Source organism: Planococcus massiliensis, from assembly GCF_000821325.1.
Classification (GTDB): Bacteria; Bacillota; Bacilli; order Bacillales_A; family Planococcaceae; genus Planococcus; species Planococcus ruber.
The window spans coordinates 2643112-2663451 of sequence record NZ_CCXS01000001.1; the positions used below are offsets into that span (position 1 = coordinate 2643112).

The 20340-nt window shown below is 45.8% G+C and carries 21 protein-coding genes and 1 riboswitch; of the genes, 10 read left to right on the forward strand and 11 right to left on the reverse strand.

The genetic code is table 11. The features are described 5' to 3' along the window. Nucleotides 1-42 precede the first annotated feature (42 nt). The 3 genes from BN1080_RS13205 to BN1080_RS13215 form a co-directional block, all read right to left on the reverse strand. A complete protein-coding gene (locus BN1080_RS13205) occupies nt 43-1992 on the reverse strand; it encodes a lipoteichoic acid synthase (RefSeq protein WP_052652676.1) in 1950 nt (649 codons plus the stop codon). A gap of 267 nt (nt 1993-2259) precedes the next feature. After that, on the reverse strand, nt 2260-3342 hold the full coding sequence (locus tag BN1080_RS13210; protein ID WP_052652678.1) for a DUF4179 domain-containing protein: 1083 nt from the start codon (nt 3340-3342) through the stop codon (nt 2260-2262). Beyond that, nucleotides 3317-3886 carry a sigma-70 family RNA polymerase sigma factor gene (locus tag BN1080_RS13215; protein WP_234398969.1) on the reverse strand — a complete coding sequence of 190 codons (570 nt, stop codon included), beginning with the start codon at nt 3884-3886 and terminating at the stop codon, nt 3317-3319. Before BN1080_RS13215 ends, BN1080_RS13210 begins: the two co-directional genes overlap by 26 nt. A gap of 195 nt (nt 3887-4081) precedes the next feature. On the opposite strand from BN1080_RS13215, the gene BN1080_RS13220 reads away from it, so the two are divergent. Beyond that, entirely contained in the window at nt 4082-4570 is a 489-nt protein-coding gene (locus BN1080_RS13220) for a hypothetical protein (protein ID WP_052652682.1), read from the forward strand. 68 nt (nt 4571-4638) lie between these two features. Further along, nucleotides 4639-4773, forward strand: coding sequence for a hypothetical protein (locus BN1080_RS17475; RefSeq protein WP_267882918.1), 135 nt, complete (start codon nt 4639-4641; stop codon nt 4771-4773). Between the two features lie 47 nt (nt 4774-4820). Here the strand turns inward: BN1080_RS17475 and BN1080_RS13225 are convergent, their stop codons facing one another. Then, complete coding sequence (locus tag BN1080_RS13225) at nt 4821-5315, reverse strand: GNAT family N-acetyltransferase (protein WP_052652684.1); 495 nt, start codon at nt 5313-5315, stop codon at nt 4821-4823. Continuing rightward, complete coding sequence (locus BN1080_RS13230) at nt 5299-6021, reverse strand: class F sortase (RefSeq protein ID WP_234398970.1); 723 nt, start codon at nt 6019-6021, stop codon at nt 5299-5301. The genes BN1080_RS13225 and BN1080_RS13230 overlap by 17 nt, the downstream gene beginning before the upstream one ends. 147 nt (nt 6022-6168) lie before the next feature. Here BN1080_RS13230 and BN1080_RS13235 point away from each other — a divergent pair, with 147 nt between their 5' ends. Beyond that, nucleotides 6169-7197 (forward strand): NADP-dependent oxidoreductase, encoded by a 1029-nt coding sequence (locus tag BN1080_RS13235; RefSeq protein WP_052652685.1) that lies wholly within the window; start codon nt 6169-6171, stop codon nt 7195-7197. Nucleotides 7198-7437: 240 nt separating this feature from the next. On the opposite strand, the gene BN1080_RS13245 is transcribed toward BN1080_RS13235, so the two are convergent. From BN1080_RS13245 to BN1080_RS13255, 3 genes are all read right to left on the reverse strand, one after another. Further along, nucleotides 7438-8190, reverse strand: coding sequence for a hypothetical protein (locus tag BN1080_RS13245; protein ID WP_052652690.1), 753 nt, complete (start codon nt 8188-8190; stop codon nt 7438-7440). 4 nt (nt 8191-8194) lie between these two features. Further along, nucleotides 8195-11965 carry a DEAD/DEAH box helicase gene (locus BN1080_RS13250; RefSeq protein WP_052652692.1) on the reverse strand — a complete coding sequence of 1257 codons (3771 nt, stop codon included), beginning with the start codon at nt 11963-11965 and terminating at the stop codon, nt 8195-8197. A 230-nt stretch (nt 11966-12195) separates the two neighbouring features. Continuing rightward, a complete protein-coding gene (locus tag BN1080_RS13255; protein ID WP_052652693.1) occupies nt 12196-13131 on the reverse strand; it encodes an NADP-dependent oxidoreductase in 936 nt (311 codons plus the stop codon). A 159-nt stretch (nt 13132-13290) separates the two neighbouring features. Here BN1080_RS13255 and BN1080_RS13260 point away from each other — a divergent pair, with 159 nt between their 5' ends. From BN1080_RS13260 to BN1080_RS13270, 3 genes are read left to right on the forward strand one after another with little or no spacing between them, the layout of a single operon-like run. Then, the gene (locus BN1080_RS13260; RefSeq protein ID WP_052652695.1) at nt 13291-13665 is read left to right on the forward strand and encodes a GntR family transcriptional regulator; all 375 of its coding nucleotides are present in this window, start codon (nt 13291-13293) and stop codon (nt 13663-13665) included. Continuing rightward, nucleotides 13665-14537 (forward strand): ATP-binding cassette domain-containing protein, encoded by an 873-nt coding sequence (locus BN1080_RS13265; protein WP_052652697.1) that lies wholly within the window; start codon nt 13665-13667, stop codon nt 14535-14537. Before BN1080_RS13260 ends, BN1080_RS13265 begins: the two co-directional genes overlap by 1 nt. 1 nt (nt 14538) lies before the next feature. Further along, nucleotides 14539-15258, forward strand: coding sequence for a hypothetical protein (locus tag BN1080_RS13270; protein WP_052652699.1), 720 nt, complete (start codon nt 14539-14541; stop codon nt 15256-15258). A 61-nt stretch (nt 15259-15319) separates the two neighbouring features. Here the strand turns inward: BN1080_RS13270 and BN1080_RS17380 are convergent, their stop codons facing one another. Together BN1080_RS17380 and BN1080_RS17385 are read right to left on the reverse strand one after the other, a co-directional pair. Continuing rightward, the gene (locus BN1080_RS17380; protein ID WP_234398971.1) at nt 15320-15970 is read right to left on the reverse strand and encodes an NAD-dependent epimerase/dehydratase family protein; all 651 of its coding nucleotides are present in this window, start codon (nt 15968-15970) and stop codon (nt 15320-15322) included. Then, nucleotides 15967-16338, reverse strand: a complete 372-nt coding sequence (locus tag BN1080_RS17385) for an NAD-dependent epimerase/dehydratase family protein (RefSeq protein WP_234398972.1) — start codon at nt 16336-16338, stop codon at nt 15967-15969. The genes BN1080_RS17380 and BN1080_RS17385 overlap by 4 nt, the downstream gene beginning before the upstream one ends. A 178-nt stretch (nt 16339-16516) precedes the next feature. Here BN1080_RS17385 and BN1080_RS13280 point away from each other — a divergent pair, with 178 nt between their 5' ends. The 4 genes from BN1080_RS13280 to BN1080_RS13295 all read left to right on the forward strand — a co-directional run bounded on the left by BN1080_RS13280 (nt 16517) and on the right by BN1080_RS13295 (nt 19770). Beyond that, on the forward strand, nt 16517-17074 hold the full coding sequence (locus BN1080_RS13280; RefSeq protein ID WP_052652701.1) for a DUF4256 domain-containing protein: 558 nt from the start codon (nt 16517-16519) through the stop codon (nt 17072-17074). 99 nt (nt 17075-17173) lie between these two features. Then, a riboswitch (SAM riboswitch) is annotated at nt 17174-17282 on the forward strand. A 130-nt stretch (nt 17283-17412) separates the two neighbouring features. Next, nucleotides 17413-18261 (forward strand): transporter substrate-binding domain-containing protein, encoded by an 849-nt coding sequence (locus BN1080_RS13285; RefSeq protein WP_052652703.1) that lies wholly within the window; start codon nt 17413-17415, stop codon nt 18259-18261. A 60-nt stretch (nt 18262-18321) separates the two neighbouring features. Continuing rightward, entirely contained in the window at nt 18322-19005 is a 684-nt protein-coding gene (locus BN1080_RS13290; protein WP_052652707.1) for an amino acid ABC transporter permease, read from the forward strand. A gap of 15 nt (nt 19006-19020) precedes the next feature. After that, nucleotides 19021-19770 (forward strand): amino acid ABC transporter ATP-binding protein, encoded by a 750-nt coding sequence (locus tag BN1080_RS13295; protein ID WP_052652708.1) that lies wholly within the window; start codon nt 19021-19023, stop codon nt 19768-19770. A gap of 49 nt (nt 19771-19819) precedes the next feature. Here BN1080_RS13295 and BN1080_RS13300 read toward each other — a convergent pair whose 3' ends face one another. Next, the gene (locus tag BN1080_RS13300) at nt 19820-20251 is read right to left on the reverse strand and encodes a hypothetical protein (RefSeq protein ID WP_052652710.1); all 432 of its coding nucleotides are present in this window, start codon (nt 20249-20251) and stop codon (nt 19820-19822) included. Between the last annotated feature and the right edge of the window lie 89 nt (nt 20252-20340).

The window sequence follows — 20340 nt, forward strand, 5'->3', positions numbered from 1 at the left end:
CTGAAAAGAACGGATCCCTATGCAAGGGATCCGTTCTTTATTTTATTCTTCTTCATTTAAATCCGTCTGGTAATTGTAATCAGCCGAGTCGATCGGCGTGAATCCTTCAGGCGTGTAGAATCTCAGTAAATCGCCATTGACGATTTCGTCAGACAGCTGCAATTTCATGTTGCCTTGGTTTTGAAGTTCTTCTGCCTGTGCCTGCTTGCTTTCATCAAGCGGCAAGCCGGTTTTCGGATCATAGAATACTTCACCGATCGAGTAGATTTCAGGACTTGCGTAATCGCCGTTTCGGAATGTCACCAATTCTTTATGCTCGTCCGATAATAAGTCAGTGCCGAAATGCAAGTAATCTTGTGTTTCAATTCCAAGCAAATGCATCAACGTCGGAAGCAAGTCGATTTGGCCGCCGAATGTGTGATTGATTCCACCTTCCATTCCTGGAACATGGATAAAGAGCGGCACCCGCTGCAAGTTCGTATTTTCTACAGGCGTGATTTCTTTTCCAAGCACCTGCTCCATTGCTTTGTTGTGATTGTCAGAAATTCCGTAATGGTCGCCGTACATGACGATCATAGTGTTGTCCGCCAAACCTGATTCTTCGAGGTCTGTGAAGAATTGTTTAATCGCTTCATCCGCGTAGCGGGCAGTCTGGAAGTAATTATCCACACTCTTGTCGCCTGTTGTCCCTTTGCCGATCGTCGTCAATTCCTGGTCAATATCATAAGGGAAATGATGCGCGACCGTGATGAACTTCGTATAGAACGGCTCAGGCAAAGTTTTTAGAATGTCCATGGATTGGTCGAAGAACGGCTTGTCCATTACGCCATATTCGGCCATGTCCCCTTCTTCCAGGTTCGTATAAGACTCGATATCAAAGAAATTATCGAATCCGAATGATTTGTAGATTTCTGAACGGTTCCAGAAGGTTGCGTTGTTGCCGTGGAAAACGGCCGATTCATAGCCTTTGTCTTTCAAGATGGCCGGTGCTGCCTGATAAGTGTTCTGGCCTTTTGTAATATAAGCTGAACCTTTCGGCAAACCGAACAATGAATTCTCTAGCATGAATTCCGCATCCGACGTTTTCCCTTGTGCTGTTTGATGGAAGAAGTTATCGAAGTAAAGTGTGTTCTTCTCTTCTATCATCGAATTCAGGAAGGGCGTCACTTCTTCGCCGTTCAATTCATAATTCATCAAGAAGGACTGGAAGGATTCCAAATGCAGGTAAACCACATTCATGCCTTCCGCTGCACCAAAGTATTCTTCATTTGGTGATGCATAATTGGATTTCGTATAATTCAAGATTTCGGTTACATCGTCGCTGTCAGCCATAACGCGCTGCGAAGACGATTTCAAACTTTCCACTGTGTCATACAGAGCGTAGTTGTACATTCCCAAATATTTCACGATATAGCTTCTGTCAAAACCGCGCGTCAACAATTGCGGACGGTCCCCTTCTGCCATTGCCAAGTTCAAGAATGAAATGGCTAATGCAGCGGTGATCATCGGAAGCACCACTTTGGTTCTGAAATTGGTTTTGTCTTTCTTGAAGCGTTTTGAAAAGATGAGCACCGCCAAGAAAATGACATCCACAAAGAACAAAACGTCCCATGGCTGGATAAGCGTCATGACACTGCCGCCCAAATCGCCGAAGTTCTGCGTTTGAAAGAGCGTCGGAAGCGTGATGAAGTCACTGAAGAACCGGTAGTAAACCGCATTCGCGTACAGCAAGATTGTCATCAGCGTATAAATGAGCAATAGCGAAAAGTACTTCCGCGTCCCTTTGAAAAAGAACGATAAGCTCAATAGCAATAAAGCGGAGCCAAGCGGATTGATCAACAGCAGGAATTCCTGCAAGAATCCATCGACATCCAATTTAAATTGCGTTTTTTGAGAAATATACGTTTTCAGCCAAAGCATAACCACAGCCAGTAAATAGAAAGGGATAAACTTATTGAACATTTCTCGATCGATTTTTTTAAATTTATTCATATTGCACCTTCTCATTGTTGAGGATTATTGGAATGGAACTGAACCACCAAAATTAAAATGTCTCTTGTAGTTTTACAAAGAATGACATATTCTATTCTACTAAACTTTGGGGAAGAATGACAGTTTAAAGATTGTTCTCACAATACCTTATCTAGCCACTAATTAGTAAGACGAAACAACTTCAGCAAAAGTTTCAAAAATAGCGGGATTCCCGTCCTTGCATAACAAAATCCGCTCTGCTTCCTGCAAGAGCGGATTTCGCCTTAATTACTCAACTGGAGGTGGTTTTGGAACCGTTGGATCTTCGATGAGGCGATGCGTCCCGTCCTTCAAATTAAATTGAAGCGCATCAAATTCCACCCGCTCCGGCTCGATGGCCGGCCCGCTAATATGGCCGAAAGGATAAAAAGTCAGCGTCGACGCATTCGGGTCCAACCCGCTGAACGATGCAGTCCACTCAAAATCTTCCGCAGTCAGCGCGTCTCCCGGCGTACTGCCGCCACTATATGGCATTTCATAGACATTTCCTAAATTGTCCTTGGCGATAAGTTCGGCTTCAACAAAATTGCCCGCTTCTACAATTGCCGGATCGACCAATTGCTGGTAGGCGATATTGACAGCGACATCTGTAATCGTCAACTCCTGCAAATGGATCGTCACCCCGTCCGATGATACTTTTTCGTCCAATGGTACCGGCGTCTGTTTCAACTGCTTCACGGCAAACTCAAATTTCCAATCTCCCGGAATTTCTTTCTCTTCGGTATACAGGGTTTGGGGTTCCCATATGACATTTACAAATTCCGCCTCTTCATCTAAATGAGTGATTTCCGAGATGCCCACGATGGCACCGTCCACTATTTCCCACTGCATTCCGCCCGTTGGCCCTTCGGCTTCCAGAAGCTGAGGCGAATTGGTCAAATAAGCGGAACTGGCTAATGGTTCTTCAGAAGCAACCCGATACGTAAAAGTCAATTTGGTGCCGTCATAAACCGCTTCATCAATGCTGATGGTGATGCCATTGCTTGTTTGGGTAAGCGCCACGTCTTCACTGAATTCCTCAAACGCAGCCGCCCCTCGCGGATTTTCCGCAAAAATCGAGAAGACACTGCCGATCACTGGCAATTGAGCCATATAATGTGCAAGTGCCGGCGTCGCTGACAAAGTAGCCGCAGAAATGCCGGCAACCAAAACGGCAGTTGCCACTGCTGGCATCCATCGATTTCGACGCTTTTCTTTCACTGGAGCAGCCGAAGTTTCCCAAAACGATTCTTCGATGATGGCATCCAGACGTGCTTCCGGAACTTCGATATTTTCTAAAGCCTCTTTAATTGAATTCTCTTTGCCATTCATCTGCATACACTCCTTTCAAATCTCTTTTCAGCATCGCAAGCCCCCGGTGGATCAAAGTTTTTACTGTACCTTCCGGGCATTCCATAAAATCGGCAATTTGCTTCACAGTAAAATCCTGGTAGAAGCGAAGCAGCAGCACCGTTTTGTATTTCTCCGGCAACAGCCCAAGCGCCTTTTCCATATCCAATTGCTGAGCAATATCCATGGAATCGGATGGGGCTTTTCTCTCTTCCAATTCATCCAGGACAATCAGTTTTTTATTTTTCTTTAATAGCGCCAATGCTTTATTGATGCAAATGCGTGTTAGCCATGTCGAAAAATAAGCCGTTTCTTTCACTTGGTGCACCGACTCAATTGCTTGAAGAACGGTTTGTTGGAAAATGTCGATGGCATCTTCTTCATTTCGCACATATGTAAATGCCATGCGGTACAATTTTTCTTTTTCATCTTTCAATAAATGCTGGAGTGCCACCCGGTCGCCTTTTATTGCCGCTGCAACCATTTCCTCATCGTGCTCCATCCGCCTCATACTCTCTTTATTCATTAGAGTCCGCTGCTCTTTAAAACGTTTCACTCTTTTTAATTTCCAGTAAAACATTACTATTTTTTAAAGAGTTTACCTATTGTTGGTTTAAAGTTCCTATTATTAAAGGCTTTCCTATTTAGGAATATAGAGGAAATTCTTTCCCGGCAGCGAAACTCTATATATAGAAGAAAAAGATCATTTGGGGGAGAGAAAATGACCAACACCAAAAATGTCGTGGCCTATATTCTGCAAGGCGTCGGCTTGCTTATTATCGTGATTAATCTATTCCGGGCGATAAATTCCGTTGAATGGCTTGGTGGACAAGCCGCTTTTGAAATTTTCCTTCAAGGGGCCATTTACGGATCGCTGCTTCTCGGTTTCGGAGAAGTCATCCGTTTAATGCAAGGGTTGTTCAATCAGCGCGAGCCGAAAATCGATGGTGAAATATCTGTCCCATCTGGCGGGCACCGGGCATTATGGCAAGCGGATGAACCAGTCGTCAGTGAAGCAGCCAACCAAAAAATTACCGATTTCTATGCCAAGCAACAATTGGAATTCGACCGGCTCGAAGCGACGCCTTACGAAGGCTATGTAATTGTCTATCGCGGCGAAGGTCGAGAAATTATCGATTTAAATGGCTTCAAACCGGAAATCTTGTCCGACCAAGAAACAAAAAATCATCCCGATTTGAAAAACTTATAACGCCAAAAGTAAAGCAATGTTAAAAGCCTTCGCTACAATGAAGGCTTTTTTGTTTTGGCGCTGATGCGGTGACAAACCAATTGACCGAAGCTTTATCCTCTTCGATTGCGAGCACGTTCCTTCTGACGATTGTCCCAGCTGCACTTGCACTCGTCGCAGCCTTTATGATGAGCAAAGAGAAAATGGACGACCAACTAAACTAAAGAATAGGAAAACCCTGCTAGACACTTGCTTGTGTCCTGCAGGGTTTTTAAATTGGCCGAGAATAGCGAAGAGACACTTGCAGCTCTCCCGTGTCCGTTTCTTCGGTTTTCTTTCCTTGGAGTTTAAAACCTCTTGCTTCATAGAATGGAATGCCGAATTGGTTGCCTTCCTGAACCGATACCCATTGTTCGCTTGCCCCTTGTGCCGATTGATCGCGAGTTAAAGCTTCCAGAAGCAGCCGGCCGATCCCCTGGTAACGGAAACGTTCATCCATATATAAAACGAAAACTTCCCCTGTATCGGGTGCTGTCATTCCGCCGCCGATGACACCCGCCACTTCCGTTCCAGCCAGTGCAATATGCGAATAAACGCCTGCACGAAGATCCTCTCTGACCCGTTCAGAGTTATACCAAAACACAGTGTTCTGTATTTGATATTCTTCACTTAATTTTCCTTCGACTGTTTGCCGCCACCCTATGGAACAAATTTCCGAAATTTTTTCTGCATGCCTTGCTTCCGGCTTTTTAATTTCGATTTCCATTTCTCTTCCTCCTGCCCCTCTTTTCATTTAAATTTAGCATATCAAAACTCTTTCTAGTTAGAGAAGGGAGAAAAAAGAAATGCAAAAAGTGCATTCTATTTAGCAGAGTGCGCTTTTGCCGTTCTCTCCTTGTCCCCCGTTCAAAATCGAATTCGCCTGAACAAGTAATCAAGACCAATTCCGGAGTGGACCGGCAGCCGAATATATCCTCTATATCAGCTAAGTCCAGCTCAACGGATTCCATTGCGTATACTTTGAACTTCAACTCTTTCTCGCCACCAGCAACCATAATTTCATCGCAAGCTTTGAGGTCAGCCAAGTCCCAGAAGATAGCTGGGTCACCCACTGCATCTACGTGCCCCGCTATCACAGCCCGCCCATTTTCTCCAGGCAGGTATCCCGGTTCAAACCAGCTGACTTCGTCAGGTGTTTTCGGGACTGCCATTCGGCCGTCTTTTTCTGTACCGAGAGGCAGAACCTCTGCCTCAATGCCGATTGCCGGAATGGAAAGCGTTTCCGGTTTATTGCCTTTATTCACTGAAAGGGTGTTGATCGGATTTTCTGCCGGCGCTGTCTTGTTCATTTCAAGCGTTTTGGCAGGCTGTGGCTGTTTTGTGATAAATCCTACTTCTTCCATCCGGTCACTGACTTCGTCTGCCTGCGCTTGGCAACCTGACAGGAAAACGAACGAAACCGCTAAGATCAATAGGGATTTATTTTGTGTTCTTTTTCTGTTGAACTATCATAGCCATTGTACAGGTGCAAGAATATAAACTTAGGAGACTAAAATTTTTGATTCACTGTCTAGGCAATGGTAAGCTCTTCTTCGAATAGAATTGAAGGAGGAATTTTCATGGCAGTCAAAACGTACCGAGAAATCCATTTAATCAATCGTCCGGAAGGAACACCGACAGATCAGGATTTTGCCTTTGTCGAGAAAGACATTCCTTCCATAAAAGAAAACGAATTATTATTGAAGACTTTATATCTCTCCGTCGACCCTTATATGCGCGGGCGGATGCGCGATGTAAAATCGTATGTCGCACCTTATAAATTAAACGAGCCGATGAACGGCGGTGTATTGGCAGAGGTCCTGGATTCGAAATCAGATCGTTTCCAACAAGGGGATATCGTGACTGGTACGCTGAACTGGGGAGAATACAATATCGTCCAAGCGAATGCGGTCCAAAAAGTGGATCCATCCATCGCACCGATCACGACTCGCCTCGGTGTACTTGGCATGACTGGCCTCACTGCTTACTTCGGCCTGCTTGATATCGGCAAGCCGCAAGCCGGCGAAACGGTTGTTGTTTCCGGAGCTGCCGGAGCAGTCGGTTCCATCGTTGGGCAAATTGCAAAACTGAAAGGCGCGCGTGCTGTCGGGATTGCAGGGTCTGATGAGAAAGTGGATTACCTCGTCAACGAACTCGGTTTCGACGCTGCCGTCAATTACAAGAAAGACAGCTTTGAAGACGATTTGAAAAAAGCGGTTGCTGATGGCGTAGACGTCTATTTCGATAACGTCGGCGGCCCCGTTTCCGATGCCGTCATTCTGGAACTTAACCGGAATTCGCGTGTTGTCTTATGCGGAACCATTTCTTCTTACAATAATCCTGCAGAAGACCTTGGACCGCGCATCCAGTGGAAATTCATCACGACCAGCTCGATGATGAAAGGCTTCACGCTTGGCGACTACGCTTCTGAACTGAAAACCGGTGCAGTGGAAATGGCCAAGTGGTTCCAGGAAGGCAAATTGAAATATGAAGAAACCATCATCGAAGGCTTCGACCAGACACTTGAAGCGTTCCGCGGCTTATTCGAAGGCAGCAATCTCGGAAAACAATTGGTGAAAGTCGCCGATCCGGAAATTGCGAAGCTTTAATCTTGAAGTTTGAAGGCAAAGCCGATGTTTTATGCATCGGCTTTGCCTTTTTTCGGAACTTGGACAGTAAATGGACGCGATGGGAAAGTAAATCTTCTAGTTGGGATAGTATTTGAGGCGGGAAGGAAAGTATTTTACAGCCCAAGGGAAGTAAATCCGATTTCTGGAGATGACGATGCGTTAAAAAGAAATATTTTCCAATAATCAAATAAAAAACAGCCGCACATTCCTGTGCAGCTGTCATTTTTTCAATTCTCCCATTGCTTTTCGCCAACTCACTACTTCGCGCTCTTCGATTTGCTTCGCGAGTGTTTCATCCCACGACCCGCTCCACGTATTCCAGATGCGGGCATAGAACAGGTCTTGCTTGGCATCATGCAGCTGGAATTCGATGCAAGGAACAAAATCCGTTTCCTGCTCGATGCAGCTCGTGACATCGGTTGCGATAATTTGGAAGCCTTCTTCCTCCGGGAAAATCATTTCAGCCAACAGCAATTGCTGCACGCGTTCTTTATTCAAGGCAGCTTTTTTGAAATAGCGGTAAAGCGGCATCGCCTCACTCGCTTCCGGATGGCCGTTTTGTGAAGCAAGGGCATATTCATCATGGACGGAACTGAACGACATCACCGTGTCGTCCCCTTCCATTTCTTCATCGAAAATCCCTTTTTCAAGGTAATCAAAGCCTTTTGCCGTTAAACGGTATCCGCGCTTCTCCAGTTGGATCAGCCCGGTGCGCTGCATCTTCTCCATCAAATCGCGGATAAACAATTCCTCCACCAGCAAGAATTCCGTAAGATTGGCAGCCCGGTGGATTTCCGTTTCCTGAAAAGCAAACAGCAGCATCTTCATCAGGACATCCATCTTCAACCGTTTCACCCGGCTAAAGCCGACGTCATAGAAAACGATGGGCAGTTTCCACGTCTGCTGTTTCACAACTGAAACATCGGCATTCGCTTCGAGATTGGCCCGGAGCTCGTTTATCAGTTTCTCCACACCTTCACCCCCTGCTGCTTTCCAATACTTTTAAGCCGTTTTTCTTTTTGACGGTTTCAAGCACATGTTTATACATTTGTTTTGTTTCGTTTCGCTTGGCGCGCTTTGTGAACATATCGGAACTGCCGACCAGCACCAATAATTGTTTGGCGCGCGACAACGCCACGTTCAAGCGGCGATAGTCTTTCGCAAAACCGATATCGCCATGCGGATTGTGGTTGTTCCGCACCATGCTGAGCAGGATGATTTCCATTTCGCTTCCCTGGAACCGGTCAACTGTTCCTGTCCGGATCGTCAAATGTGGCAGCCTCAGCTCTTGATCGATCATGCGCTGCAGGCGCTTGACCTGTTCGCCGTAAAAACTGATGACGCCGACACTTTTCTGATAGTCAGCCTCCAGTCTTCCGGCTTGCTTCGCTTCTGCAACAGCCTGATCCATTTCCACGAGCAACCCTGAGATCTCTTTAAGCTCAGCCGGATTATACAAACTTTTTCCGCCGCTCATCCGTTCTTCGAAAAACGCAGATTCATTCGGCAAATCGAGCCACATTAAATGATTGCTGCGCGACACCGTTTTGGATTCCAGCAAATGGTCGCGATCCTGATCCGAATCTTGGAGGCCGCATTGCAATTGCTTGTTTTCCAAGCGGTAAAACGGCGAAATCGTCTCCATGATGTCTTCATGCATCCGGTACTGAATGGCCAGCATGGTTTTATTGGCTTCCGGCAAGTTTTTGTAGAGCCGTTCAAAGAGGGATTCTTCCAATAACTTTTCGAGTTCGCGCTTTTCTTCGAAGCCGCTGTTTTCTTTGATCATCTCTTCCAGCGTTTCTTCAAGAGTGTCATTGCCAAGAAGCGGCGGCAATTGATGGTGGTCGCCGACAAGGATGATTTTCTTGCCTTTTAGCATCGGCAGCAATAATTCGGGCGGCGTCGCTTTCGATACTTCATCTATGATAACGACATCAAATACCGGATAATTGTCGATGAAATCTTTGCGTGCGGAAGCTACGCAAGTCGTGCCGATCACATTGGCATGCTTGATGTAGAGTTTGCGGATTTCGTCCAAATCGTGCTCGTTCGCCCCTGCCAATAAATCCAGCCATTTTTTCTGGACGGCTTGCAGCATCGGCAGGTTTTTCATTTCCTGCTTGAGCGATTCTTTCTCAAAGGATAAGCTTGCCAGTTTTTTCGCTGTTTCTTCATATAATTGTTCAGGACGTGACGACAGAATTTCTGCCAGCTTTCCTATTTCCTGCTCTTTCGCAGAAATTTCCTCTTTCAAACGTGCAGTTTCACCCGTAATTTCAACGATTCGGGCGTTGTTTTTCTCTAAAGCAGCCGCTTCTTCCGCCAGCTTCTGTTTGGACTCTGCTAATTGCTGCTGCGCTTTTTCCATCAGCAATTTTTCATTTTCCAACTCGCCGAGCTCCGCTTTCAGCCCGGTGATCGCCCTTTCAATATCCGAAGGAAGATAGGCGGCATTCGGCATTTGCTTGAATTGCTGCTCGACCGGCGCCATCGCCTGCTGCAGTTTCTCCAGCTGTTCCTGCCATTTGCGGTCAGCCGCCGTGTACTGTTCCTGCTGCTTCACCAATTCTGCAGCGAGTGCCGCTTTCAGCTGCTGGAACGTCCGTTTCGATTCTTCGATATACGTTTCAGCCGGCTTGAGCTTCGACCCACGGTGCCATAAATGATTCTGGCGTTGATACAGCCCGGCAAGCGCTTTTGACAAAATCGCTGAATCGGTTCGCTGCGGGCCCTTCAACAATACCCGGAGCTTTTCCATAAAGGCATCCACTTCCGCGGAAGTATACAGTTGGACCGAAGCTAACGCGTGTTCTTTTAGCTTCGCTAAGTCTATGGAAGAAGGCGCCAGCAGCTTCTCCACATACGAAATCGCCGAAGCTATGCTTTCGTTGTATTTACTGAGTTTCTGCCATTCGCCCATTTTTTCGCGCGTCACTTCCAGCTTGTTGATCGAATACGCAATGGCTGGCGTTTCCTCAATGTTCTGCTCGACCATGAAACGGTTCAGGCCATCGATTTTCTTGAAGGTATCCACTTCATCTATGAGGGCTTGCTTTTGCTGAATAATCGCCTCTACTTGATTTCGCTTACCCACAACTACGCTGATTTCCTGTTTCTTGGACTCGAGCTCCCGTTCTACTTCTTTATGCTTCCGTGCCCGTTCCAACTGGCGGATCTCATCCATAATGCGCTCCTGCTGCTCTTCAAACCAGTCCGGTGCTTTTTGTTCAATAAAGGCCTGATTTTCATTTATCGTTTCCTGGAGAGCCTGCATCTTTTGCTCGATTTCCTGTTTTTGCCGCTCGGCTCCTTCACCGAGCGTCTCCAATGACCGCCATTTTGACTGCAGCTCTTCCAGCTCTTTTTGAAGCTGTCGATTCTGTTCTTGCGCCTTTTTCTTTTCTTCGATTTGAATCGCCAGTTTTTCATAAATCGGCTGCGTTTCCAAATACGCCTGTTCGTTCGCTGCCAATTCGCTTTCCAGCACCGCTTCCCGGTTTTTCCGGATTTCATACTGCGCTGATACTTCTTTCAGCGTATTGTCTTTCCAATACTGTCCAACGTTTTCCTCGATAAATTTCTTGCCTTCTTCTTCGATACTTTCCGTCCGGCCTACACGTAAAATTCGGATGTCTTTATTCACGAGCAGCCGGCCGAGTGCATTATCGACCGCTAAATTCGACTGCGAAGCGACGAGCGTTTTCAAGCCTTTTTTCGCATTCTGCAAACAGATTTCCGCAATAACCGTGGTCTTGCCGGTTCCCGGCGGCCCTTGAATTACATACAAATCGTCCGCCGCAACAGCACCGGAGACCGCCCGCTGCTGGAACTCATTCAGCCGGTTGTGAAATTGCAGCTTGTCGATTTGCTGGAGCGGATTCACGGGCGGCTTTTCTTCAAATAAAAGACGGTCGAGATTCGGATTGACTGCCAAGCCTTTTTCCAGATTCGTAAATCCTTGGCGCAGCCTTCTGATCTGGCTGAGTGCGGCAAAATTGCTGAACACCACTTCTTTTTTATTCAGCGTATGCGCTTTTTCCCGCATTTGTTTGACTGCGTAGTTTTGAAGTTCAATTTCTACGGTGCGGTTCGCTGCTTTTATGACGGTTCCGACATCGCCGTCAATCCCGGTGAGCCGCACACTTAAATTTCTGAGCGACTTCCATTCCGTATCTTTCATCTGGCATCCCGCCAGCGTTATGCGGCTGAAATCATGGCTGAATGCAAGCTTTGTATAGGAAGATTTGATATCCGGAATATCCATGCCGCGTTCCTGGATCTTCAAATAGCCTTCCCAGCTCGAAATCCGTTTTTTCACGTATTCCGAGCTTTCCTTCGCCGGCGTCATGCGGTTGATCATGTTGATCAGTGCAACCGGAGCCGGTTCACGGGAATCCTGGAACGTGATATATGCTTCGCGCTGCCAATTCGTTCCGAGCGTTTGATAGGCTTTCCGCAGCGTCACGTTCGTCACCAAGAGGCGGTGATTCGCAAATACACAGTGAAACACCACCAATTGCCCCAACTCTTTTGAAGACAGCCGTTCGTTTTCTGTACGGTCAAAAATCAACGCAACTGAAAGCGAGCCGTCCGCTGCTGCCGGATAGCGTTCGAGAAACACCTTGAAAGGACGGTCCACAACAAAAAACGAGCGTTCGCTGATTCCGAACCCGCTCATTTTTTCCGAAGCTGTATTGGTCATTCGTATAGAAGTTTTGTATGCATTTGTTTTTGCCTGACTCATTTAATCACCTGTTCTTAAAACTGAAAAAATCCACTATTCCCCAATCTTGCGGCTCATCAAAATTCCAGCCTGCGCGAGTTGGTCATCTTCTAATCATATCATTTATTGATGGATTTCTGCTTGTTTATGTTGTGAATTATTTTAGAAAGAACGCACCAAGCTTCAAGAGCCCCCCCCCTCAACGAGCAGCCCACATAAAAAAGCAGGCCTCTTTTGACCTGCTTCCTCTCTTACTTTACTTTAATGACAATCTTCCCTTTCGCGTGATGCGTCTCGCTCGAAGCGTGCGCATCCTGCAAATCTTTTGCAGAAAATCCGTACGTCTCGCCAATGACCGGCTTTAGCTTGCCTTCTTCATAGAGCTTCGCCAACTTCCGCAGCTTTTCACCTTCCGGCTGCAGGAACACATAGCCGGTTTTGACGCCGTGCTTCTTGGCTGTTTCTTCATCCGGCGGCTGCGCAATCGATACAAGCATTCCGCCTTTTTTCAAGACACCGAAACTTTTTTCTTGAACGTCCTCTCCCATTGTATCCAGGACGATATCAAAATCGTTGATGACTTCCTCGAACGCTTCTTCTTTATAATCGATGACTTGGTCGGCACCGAGTGATTCCAGCAGCTCTCTGTTTTGGCTGCTGGCGGTCGCTGCGACATAAGCGCCGAAACTTTTTGCGATTTGGATCGCATTCGTTCCGACACCGCCTGCCCCTGCATGCACCAATACTTTATCGCCTTCTTTTACCCCGGCCACTTCAACCAGGCATTCCCATGCGGTCAACCCTACTAACGGAATCGCCGCACCTTCTTCGAATGTCATCGCATCGGGCATTTTCGCAAGCAGATGCTCTTCCACCGCAATAAATTCGGCATAAGTCCCTTCTCTTGTGAGTTCAGGCCGCACGAATACGCGGTCGCCCACTTTGAAATCCTTCACATCTTTCCCAGTTTCAACAATGACTCCCGCTGCATCCCACCCAAGAATGATGGGAAACTCAAAAGGCTGCATCTCTTTCAGATACCCCTCCCGCAGTTTCCAGTCGATCGGGTTGATCGAAGTCGCATGGACTTCAAGCAGCACTTGGTTGTCTGCCATTTTTGGCATGGGCATATCTTTTTCTTTCAGTTGTTCTTTTCCACCATACTCTTCAATTACGATTGCTTTCATCTGGATCTCCCCTTTCCTCCTTTCTCTTTTCCCCTTATTTCATTTTCAAACACTGTCTTTATTTTTTAACAGAATGATTGACAAAACGAATATAAGGATGTACGGTTATACACATAAGTATATAACCATACATCCTATACAAAAAAGGAGGTGCATCCATTGAGCAGTCCATTCGATTCGAACAAACCCATTTTTCTTCAAGTCCGTGAATTGATCGAAGACCAAATTGTGAATGACCAATTAAAAGAAGGCGATCAGGCGCCATCGACCAACCAGCTTGTAAGTTTCTACAAAATTAACCATGCAACCGTTTCAAAAGGCATCACGCAATTAGTGGATGAAGGCATCTTATTTAAAAAGCGAGGGATTGGCATGTTTGTAGCAGAAGGAGCGAAAAAAACATTGGTAAATCAACGCAAAAAATCATTTGTCGACAATTACGTTGTTGGATTAGTACAAGAAGCAAAGAAACTCGGTATCTCCCAAGAAGAAATCATTGAACTGATCAAAAATGCGAAAGGAAGTGACACGTGATGGATGCTCAAATCAAATTGGCTAACGTGACATTGAAATTTGGTAAATTTGAAGCGTTAAAAGACTTGTCACTATTACTTGAATCGAATCGGATCCACGGCTTAATCGGACGAAACGGCGCAGGTAAAACCTCCCTTCTGTCTTTAATCGCCGCTTTCCGGGACACAACGGAAGGCCAAGTTTTCATTGACGGCGAACCTGTATTTGAAAACGCCGATAAAATGCTGCAAGTATCTTTTATTTACAACAAAGACTACAAAGAAGAGTACGAGAAAATTCCGCAGTTTCTTGAATTTCCGGAATATTACCGGCCAAATTACGATAAAGAATATGCCGACTATCTGCTGAAACGATTTAAACTCCCATTGGATAAACCGATCAGCAAATTGTCGAAAGGGATGCAGTCTGCGTTGAATGCCGTCATCGGACTGGCGAGCCGTTCCCCGATTACGATTTTTGATGAAGCTTATGTAGGCATGGACGCTCCCGCGCGTGAAATCTTTTACCAGGAAATTCTGGCTGATCAGGCGAAGCATCCTCGTACGTTCATTCTTTCCACTCATTTAGTATCGGAAATGGATTATCTGTTTGATCAAGTCGTCATCATCGACCAAGGCCGCCTCGTGCTGAACGAAGATTACGAAACAATCGCTTCCCGCGGCGCTTCTATTACAGGTGCAGCGGATCAAGTCGATGCATTTGTCGCCGGATTAAAAGTTTTGAACGAACAAAAGCTTGGCGGTACGAAATCCGTAATGGTCTACGGCGCTTTAAGTGAAGAAGACCAACAAAAAGCGCAGCAGCTCGGCTTAGAAATCGGCCCGGTTTCCCTGCAAGATTTATTCATCCACTTAACAGAGGAGGTACACTGATATGAAATCGGTCAAACTCTATCCGAAAATCGCAAGGGATTCTTTCTTGGAGCAATTTAAATGGAGCATCTGGTTTTTCTCATTTCTGACACTTGCCCATGTCATCGGCATGTTTATCGCCAATCGCAATGACGCAAATGTGGAAGGGTTCTTCGTCTTCTCCAGCTACTCAGCCGCTATTTTCATGCTCGTCTGTGGAATCATCGCTGCTTTCGGCTTCATGGCGTATTTTGTCCAGCAGGGAATCAGCCGAAAAGATATGTTCTTCGGGGTAGTCATCGGCGCTTTCGGACTCACAATTGCTGTCACTGTGGTGCCGCTTGCTATCCATGCCATCGAACACCTTATTTCCAACTTCATCTCCATGCCTGTGAAATCAGACAGCCTGACCATTTTCGAACGGACAAGCGGCTGGTTTTCTGCCATCGGGGTCTTCTTCCTGAACGTGTTCACTTATTATTTGGTCGGCTGGCTGATCGGCATCGGCTATTACCGCTTTAATTGGCTGATTGGACTCGGGTTTGTCGGGCTCGCGATTGTGGCCCTCAGCTTGAACGGATTCTTCTGGGGAGAAGCAGGCTTAAGCACCATCATCCCTTGGATTCCGTACATTTTAACTGAAACAAGCTTGCTGATGTCCGTGATCGGTTCGCTCCTTTTGATTGCCGTATTGATCATAGCTACCCGCATGCTGACAAAACGCATACCGATTAAACTGTAATAAATTAAAAACGAGTTTCCACTGGATAAATTTCATCCCGTGGAAACTCGTTTTTTTCCTATTAAAGCGCACGCTGCTGCCAGTCTTTCAGCACGGCTTGCTCTTTTTCCGGATCCATCCCCGCTTTTCGTTCAGCCGTTTCCCTTGTCATTTCCCATTCGCGGATGGCCCGAATGGTCTCAGTGAGCGGGCGGAACCTTAATCCGGCCTGTAAAGCTTTTTGGATATCCACTCCAAGAAAGCCATTCATGTACATGCTGTCTGGAATCCACAGCGGCAATTCGGACCACCCTTCCACTTTGTGGCCCAACAGAAATTGCTCATCCACCCAAACAAAATCCGCATCGTTCTCAAGAGTTGAGTTGCATTCCTCCAAAAATTTCTCCATCGTCAGTGTGGAGTCGGGGCCGGTCGCATTAAATGTGCCTGTCCGTTGTTCTTCGACCAGCCGGAGGATCCATTCTGCCAAATCCCGGACGTCGATAAACTGGATTTCCTTGTCTCGCCGTCCAGGCGCCAACACCTCACCGCCTTTTGCTACGCGGTTAACCCAGTACGTAAAACGGTCCGTGAAATCATGAGGGCCGACAATAAGTCCCGGCCGGATATTCAGGGCACCTTCCGGAAATGCACGTTCCACTTCTTGTTCACACAAAAATTTCAACTCACCGTAATGTTCATTGATGGCAACTTCCGCCTCTTTTGTTTTCAATTCTCCCAGCTTTCCGCTGAAAGCCGGCCGACTGCGTGTTCTTCATTTATCCCCGGAGATTCTAAATCGATGTAAACCGATGCGCTTGAAATGAATGTGTAATGTCCTACGGATTTTGCCAGCAGTTCCGCAGATTCCTGAACGGACCATGGAAGATAGCCGGATGTGTCAATAACGGCGTCCCATCTCCGCCCCTTCAACGCTTGTAAATCCCCGTACCGGTCGCCGATCAATTTCTCCACTTCTGGAAACAAATCCGGATTCGCTTTCCCTCTATTGAATAAGGTCACTTCATGGCCGCTGCTGAGAGCCGCCTCGGTCAGAAATCGCCCCATAAAGCGGGTGCCTCCAAGGATCAAGATATTCACGTACACTCCTCCTTCAATTTACTGAATGAAAAACGATCTGCTTTCCTGCTTCTTTTATTCTGCAAAAGCTCCAGACAATCCTCTACTGAAAATAAAATAGATGCACCTCTCCAAAACCCTGCTGCTTTCTTATATACTAAAACCAACAATAGCAAAACCCATTAAAGGAGGAATTAGCATGAGCAAGCAATTATCACCCGAACAACGCGAAGCATTTCTCAACACGTTAAAAGAGCGGTTCGAGAAAAACATCACCCGCCACGAAAATTTCGAATGGGCCAAAATCCAGGACAAACTGGAAGCGAATGAAGACAAATTATGGTCGCTCCATGAAATGGAACGGACTGACGGCGAACCGGATGTCGTGGATTATGACGCTGCAGCAGATGAATTCATTTTCTTTGATTGCTCCGCAGAAAGCCCGACTGGCCGAAGAAGCGTCTGCTATGACCCGGAAGCATTGGAATCGCGTAAGAAAAACAAGCCTGAAAACAACGCGGTCGGCATGGCGGCGGACATGGGCATTGAATTGCTGACGGAAGAGCAGTACCGAAAGCTTCAGACGCTAGGGAAATTTGATATGAAGACATCGAGCTGGGTGCAGACTCCTGCTGAAATCAGAAATCGCGGCGGCGCCCTTTTCTGTGATTTCCGCTACGGGCAAGTGTTTCTGTATCATAACGGAGCGGATTCGTATTATGCCGCTAGGGGATTCAGGGGATCGTTGAACGTTTAACAACTTCTAATAAAAAATAAGATGAGGTTTATCAGAATTTTGTGTTGACGGTAAAATATAATGATGATACAGTTGTCAACATAGTTTAATAGCAATTTGTTCTTATCATGAGAGGTGGAGGGATTGGCCCTACGAAACCTCGGCAGCGGGCTCACTTTAGAGCACTGTGCCAAATCCAACAAGCTTTGATTAGCTTGAGAGATAAGAAGAGCAGAATATCAATGTGATGTCGCATGCCTGCCTCTTCTTATAGAAGAGGCTTTTTGTTTGCCCTCATATCTGGAAAATTCTATTAACTTAAAACCAAGTAAACCAATAGAAAAGGAAGGTGCAAAGACATGAAAAACACCAAACAGCTTTTATGGCTCGTCGCAATTACAGTAATCGGTTTATTTCTAACTGCATGCAGCAGCAATGAATCTTCAAATGAAGTGAATGCTTCAACAGAAAACAAGGAACAGAACACTTGGGATCGAATTGAAGAAGCAGGCAAAATCGTTGTCGGCACAGAAGGGCTTTACTACCCGATTACCTATCACGATGAAGAAACAAAAGAATTAACAGGATATGATGTAGAACTTGCTCGTGCCTTAGGAGAAAAGCTTGGATTGGAAGTTGAATTCAAAGAAATGGAATTTGACGGATTGCTGCCAGCTCTTCGCAATGGCCAAATTGATATTGCCGCGAATGATTTTTCGATTACCGACGAACGCAAAGAGATATTTGATTTCACGATTCCAGTCAAGCATTCATATGGTTCAGCCATTGTCCGTGAAAGTGACAACTCCGGCATTGAATCAGTAGAAGATTTGAAAGGCAAAAAAGTCGGGGGGTCCGCGACCAGCAATTACTCAAAATTTGCTCAAGAACAAGGGGCTGAAGTGATTGTCTACACAGGCTCTGACACGGTGCTTCCAGAAATCGTCAGCGGCCGCGTCGATGCTACGCTAAATGACTATCTTGTCTTGTTGCGCTCACTTGAACAGTTTGATAAACCGGGATTGAAACTGGCTGAAGATGTTAGATTCTCATTCAGCAGCAGTGCTATCGTAATGCCGAAAGATAGCCCGGAGCTGAAAGGAAAACTTGACGGTGCTATTGAGGAGCTTCTTGCTGATGGCACATTGAAAGAAATTTCAACTAAATTTCTTGGTGCTGATGTAACACAGCCGCTTGAAGAAGAATAAACATTTTTTGAGGAATCCTTGGATTCCTCTTTTCTAGATACTAAGTAAAGGAGTCTTCCAATGGCCGACTTTAAATGGAAATATCTTTTTAATGTAGAAATCGCAATTGATTCTCTTCCTTTTATTCTGGAAGGAGCTTGGCAAACCATCTTGATTGCACTGGTCAGCCTAGTATTTGCTTTGATCCTCGGTTTATTTGTAGCCCTTGCCCGAATGAACCGCTTTATCGGACTGTCTCTCCCAGCCCGGCTTTTTATCTCCTTTATGCGCGGCACTCCGCTTTTGGTGATGCTGTTTATCCTGTATTTCGGCTTTCCCATGATCGGCATTGAAATGCAGCCGCTTACTGCTGCCATTATCGGCATCAGTATTCATTTTTCTGCCTATACGGCCGAAATTATCCGTTCTGCCATTTCTTCTGTATCGAAAGGACAATGGGAAGCTGCTGAGACGCTTCGAATGAGCTATTGGCAAACTATGACGCGCATCATTTTGCCGCAGGCAACGCGCATTGCTTTGCCTCCACTATCGAGCACTTTCATGGATATCATCAAAGGAACTTCGCTAGCGATGGTCATCACTGTTTCTGAAATGTTCTACCGCGCTAAAGTGGTGGTCGGGCAAACTTATGAAAGCCTAACCTTATATATTCTCGTGGCACTCATTTACTGGTCCATTTGCATCCTCGTCACCTTACTTCAAGATTATTTAGAGAAAAAAGCAAATCGCTATGTCACTGCATGATAGGAGGTTTCCAAATTGATCAAAGTTGAAAATTTAAGCAAGCAATTCAAACAGGTAGAAGTCTTGAAATCCATTTCATTGGAAATAAAAAAAGGCGAAGTTGTCAGCATCATTGGCCCATCCGGTTCTGGCAAAACAACCTTACTGAGATGCCTGAATCTCTTAGAAACGCCTTCAGGCGGTTCACTTCAAATCAATAATGTCCATGTTTCATTCACTGGGAAAACACCAAGTAAAAAGCAAAAAGTTGATGTTCGCCAATTTTCTGGTATGGTCTTTCAGCATTTTCATTTATTTCCGCATAAAACCGTGATTGACAATATTATTGAAGCACCGCTTGTCGTGCAAAAACGGAACAAGCAGGAATTGGTGCGTGAAGCAGAAGGATTACTGGAAAAAGTTGGACTTTTGGAACATAAAAACCAGTTTCCGGAACAATTGTCGGGCGGCCAAAAGCAACGGGCGGCGATTGCCCGGATTCTCGCACTGAAACCGGATCTCTTATTATTTGATGAACCGACTTCTGCATTAGATCCTGAACTTGTTGGCGAAGTGTTGACGGTCATCCAAGAGCTCGCGTTAGAAGGACAAACCATGGTTATCGTAACGCATGAGATGGATTTTGCACGAGAAGTTTCGGATCGCGTCGTATTTATCGCAGATGGGCACATTGTCGAACAAGGAAAGCCCGAAGATATTTTCACAGCCCCTAGAGAAGAACGGACAAAGAAATTTCTGCAAAAGGTCTTGCTGAAAAGAGCTTAATTCATAAAAACAGCCGAACTCGTCCATCAAAGCGGAGAGCTCGGCTGTTTTAATTGGAATAAGAACAGAGCATTTTTGTACTGGGTTCATCACAAGACACCACATCAACCTGATGTTCCATACAGGCAAATGAATAATGCCGGTAGATTTTCCCTCTATTCCTCTCTTGCACCTCTAAGTTTGCATCCGTTCTTAATCGATCCATCAAATCCGACTTTTCATAGATCCGAAACGCATATCCTTGATACACTTCATGTTCCTTGGCTACTGTAAAGTCTTCAAACGTTGCCGAATAGAATGCATAGGAAGAAAAACTGATTTGCCAGCGTTCCAAAGTCTGCGGATTCCCGATGAGCAACTCCGTTTCGTTAGGGCTTCCATCGAAACGAACAGTTAATGATTTGTTTGCTCCCTTTGTCTGTTCAAACCCTTGAAAAGTAAGATGATATGCCTCTTTTTCAACCAATTCTTGATAATTCATAAGCCAATGCACCCTCCTGCCAAATCGAATAATGGGCAAAATTAATAGTTGCTTGCTGCTACGTTTCTTTCCTTAATGCCAATTACGAG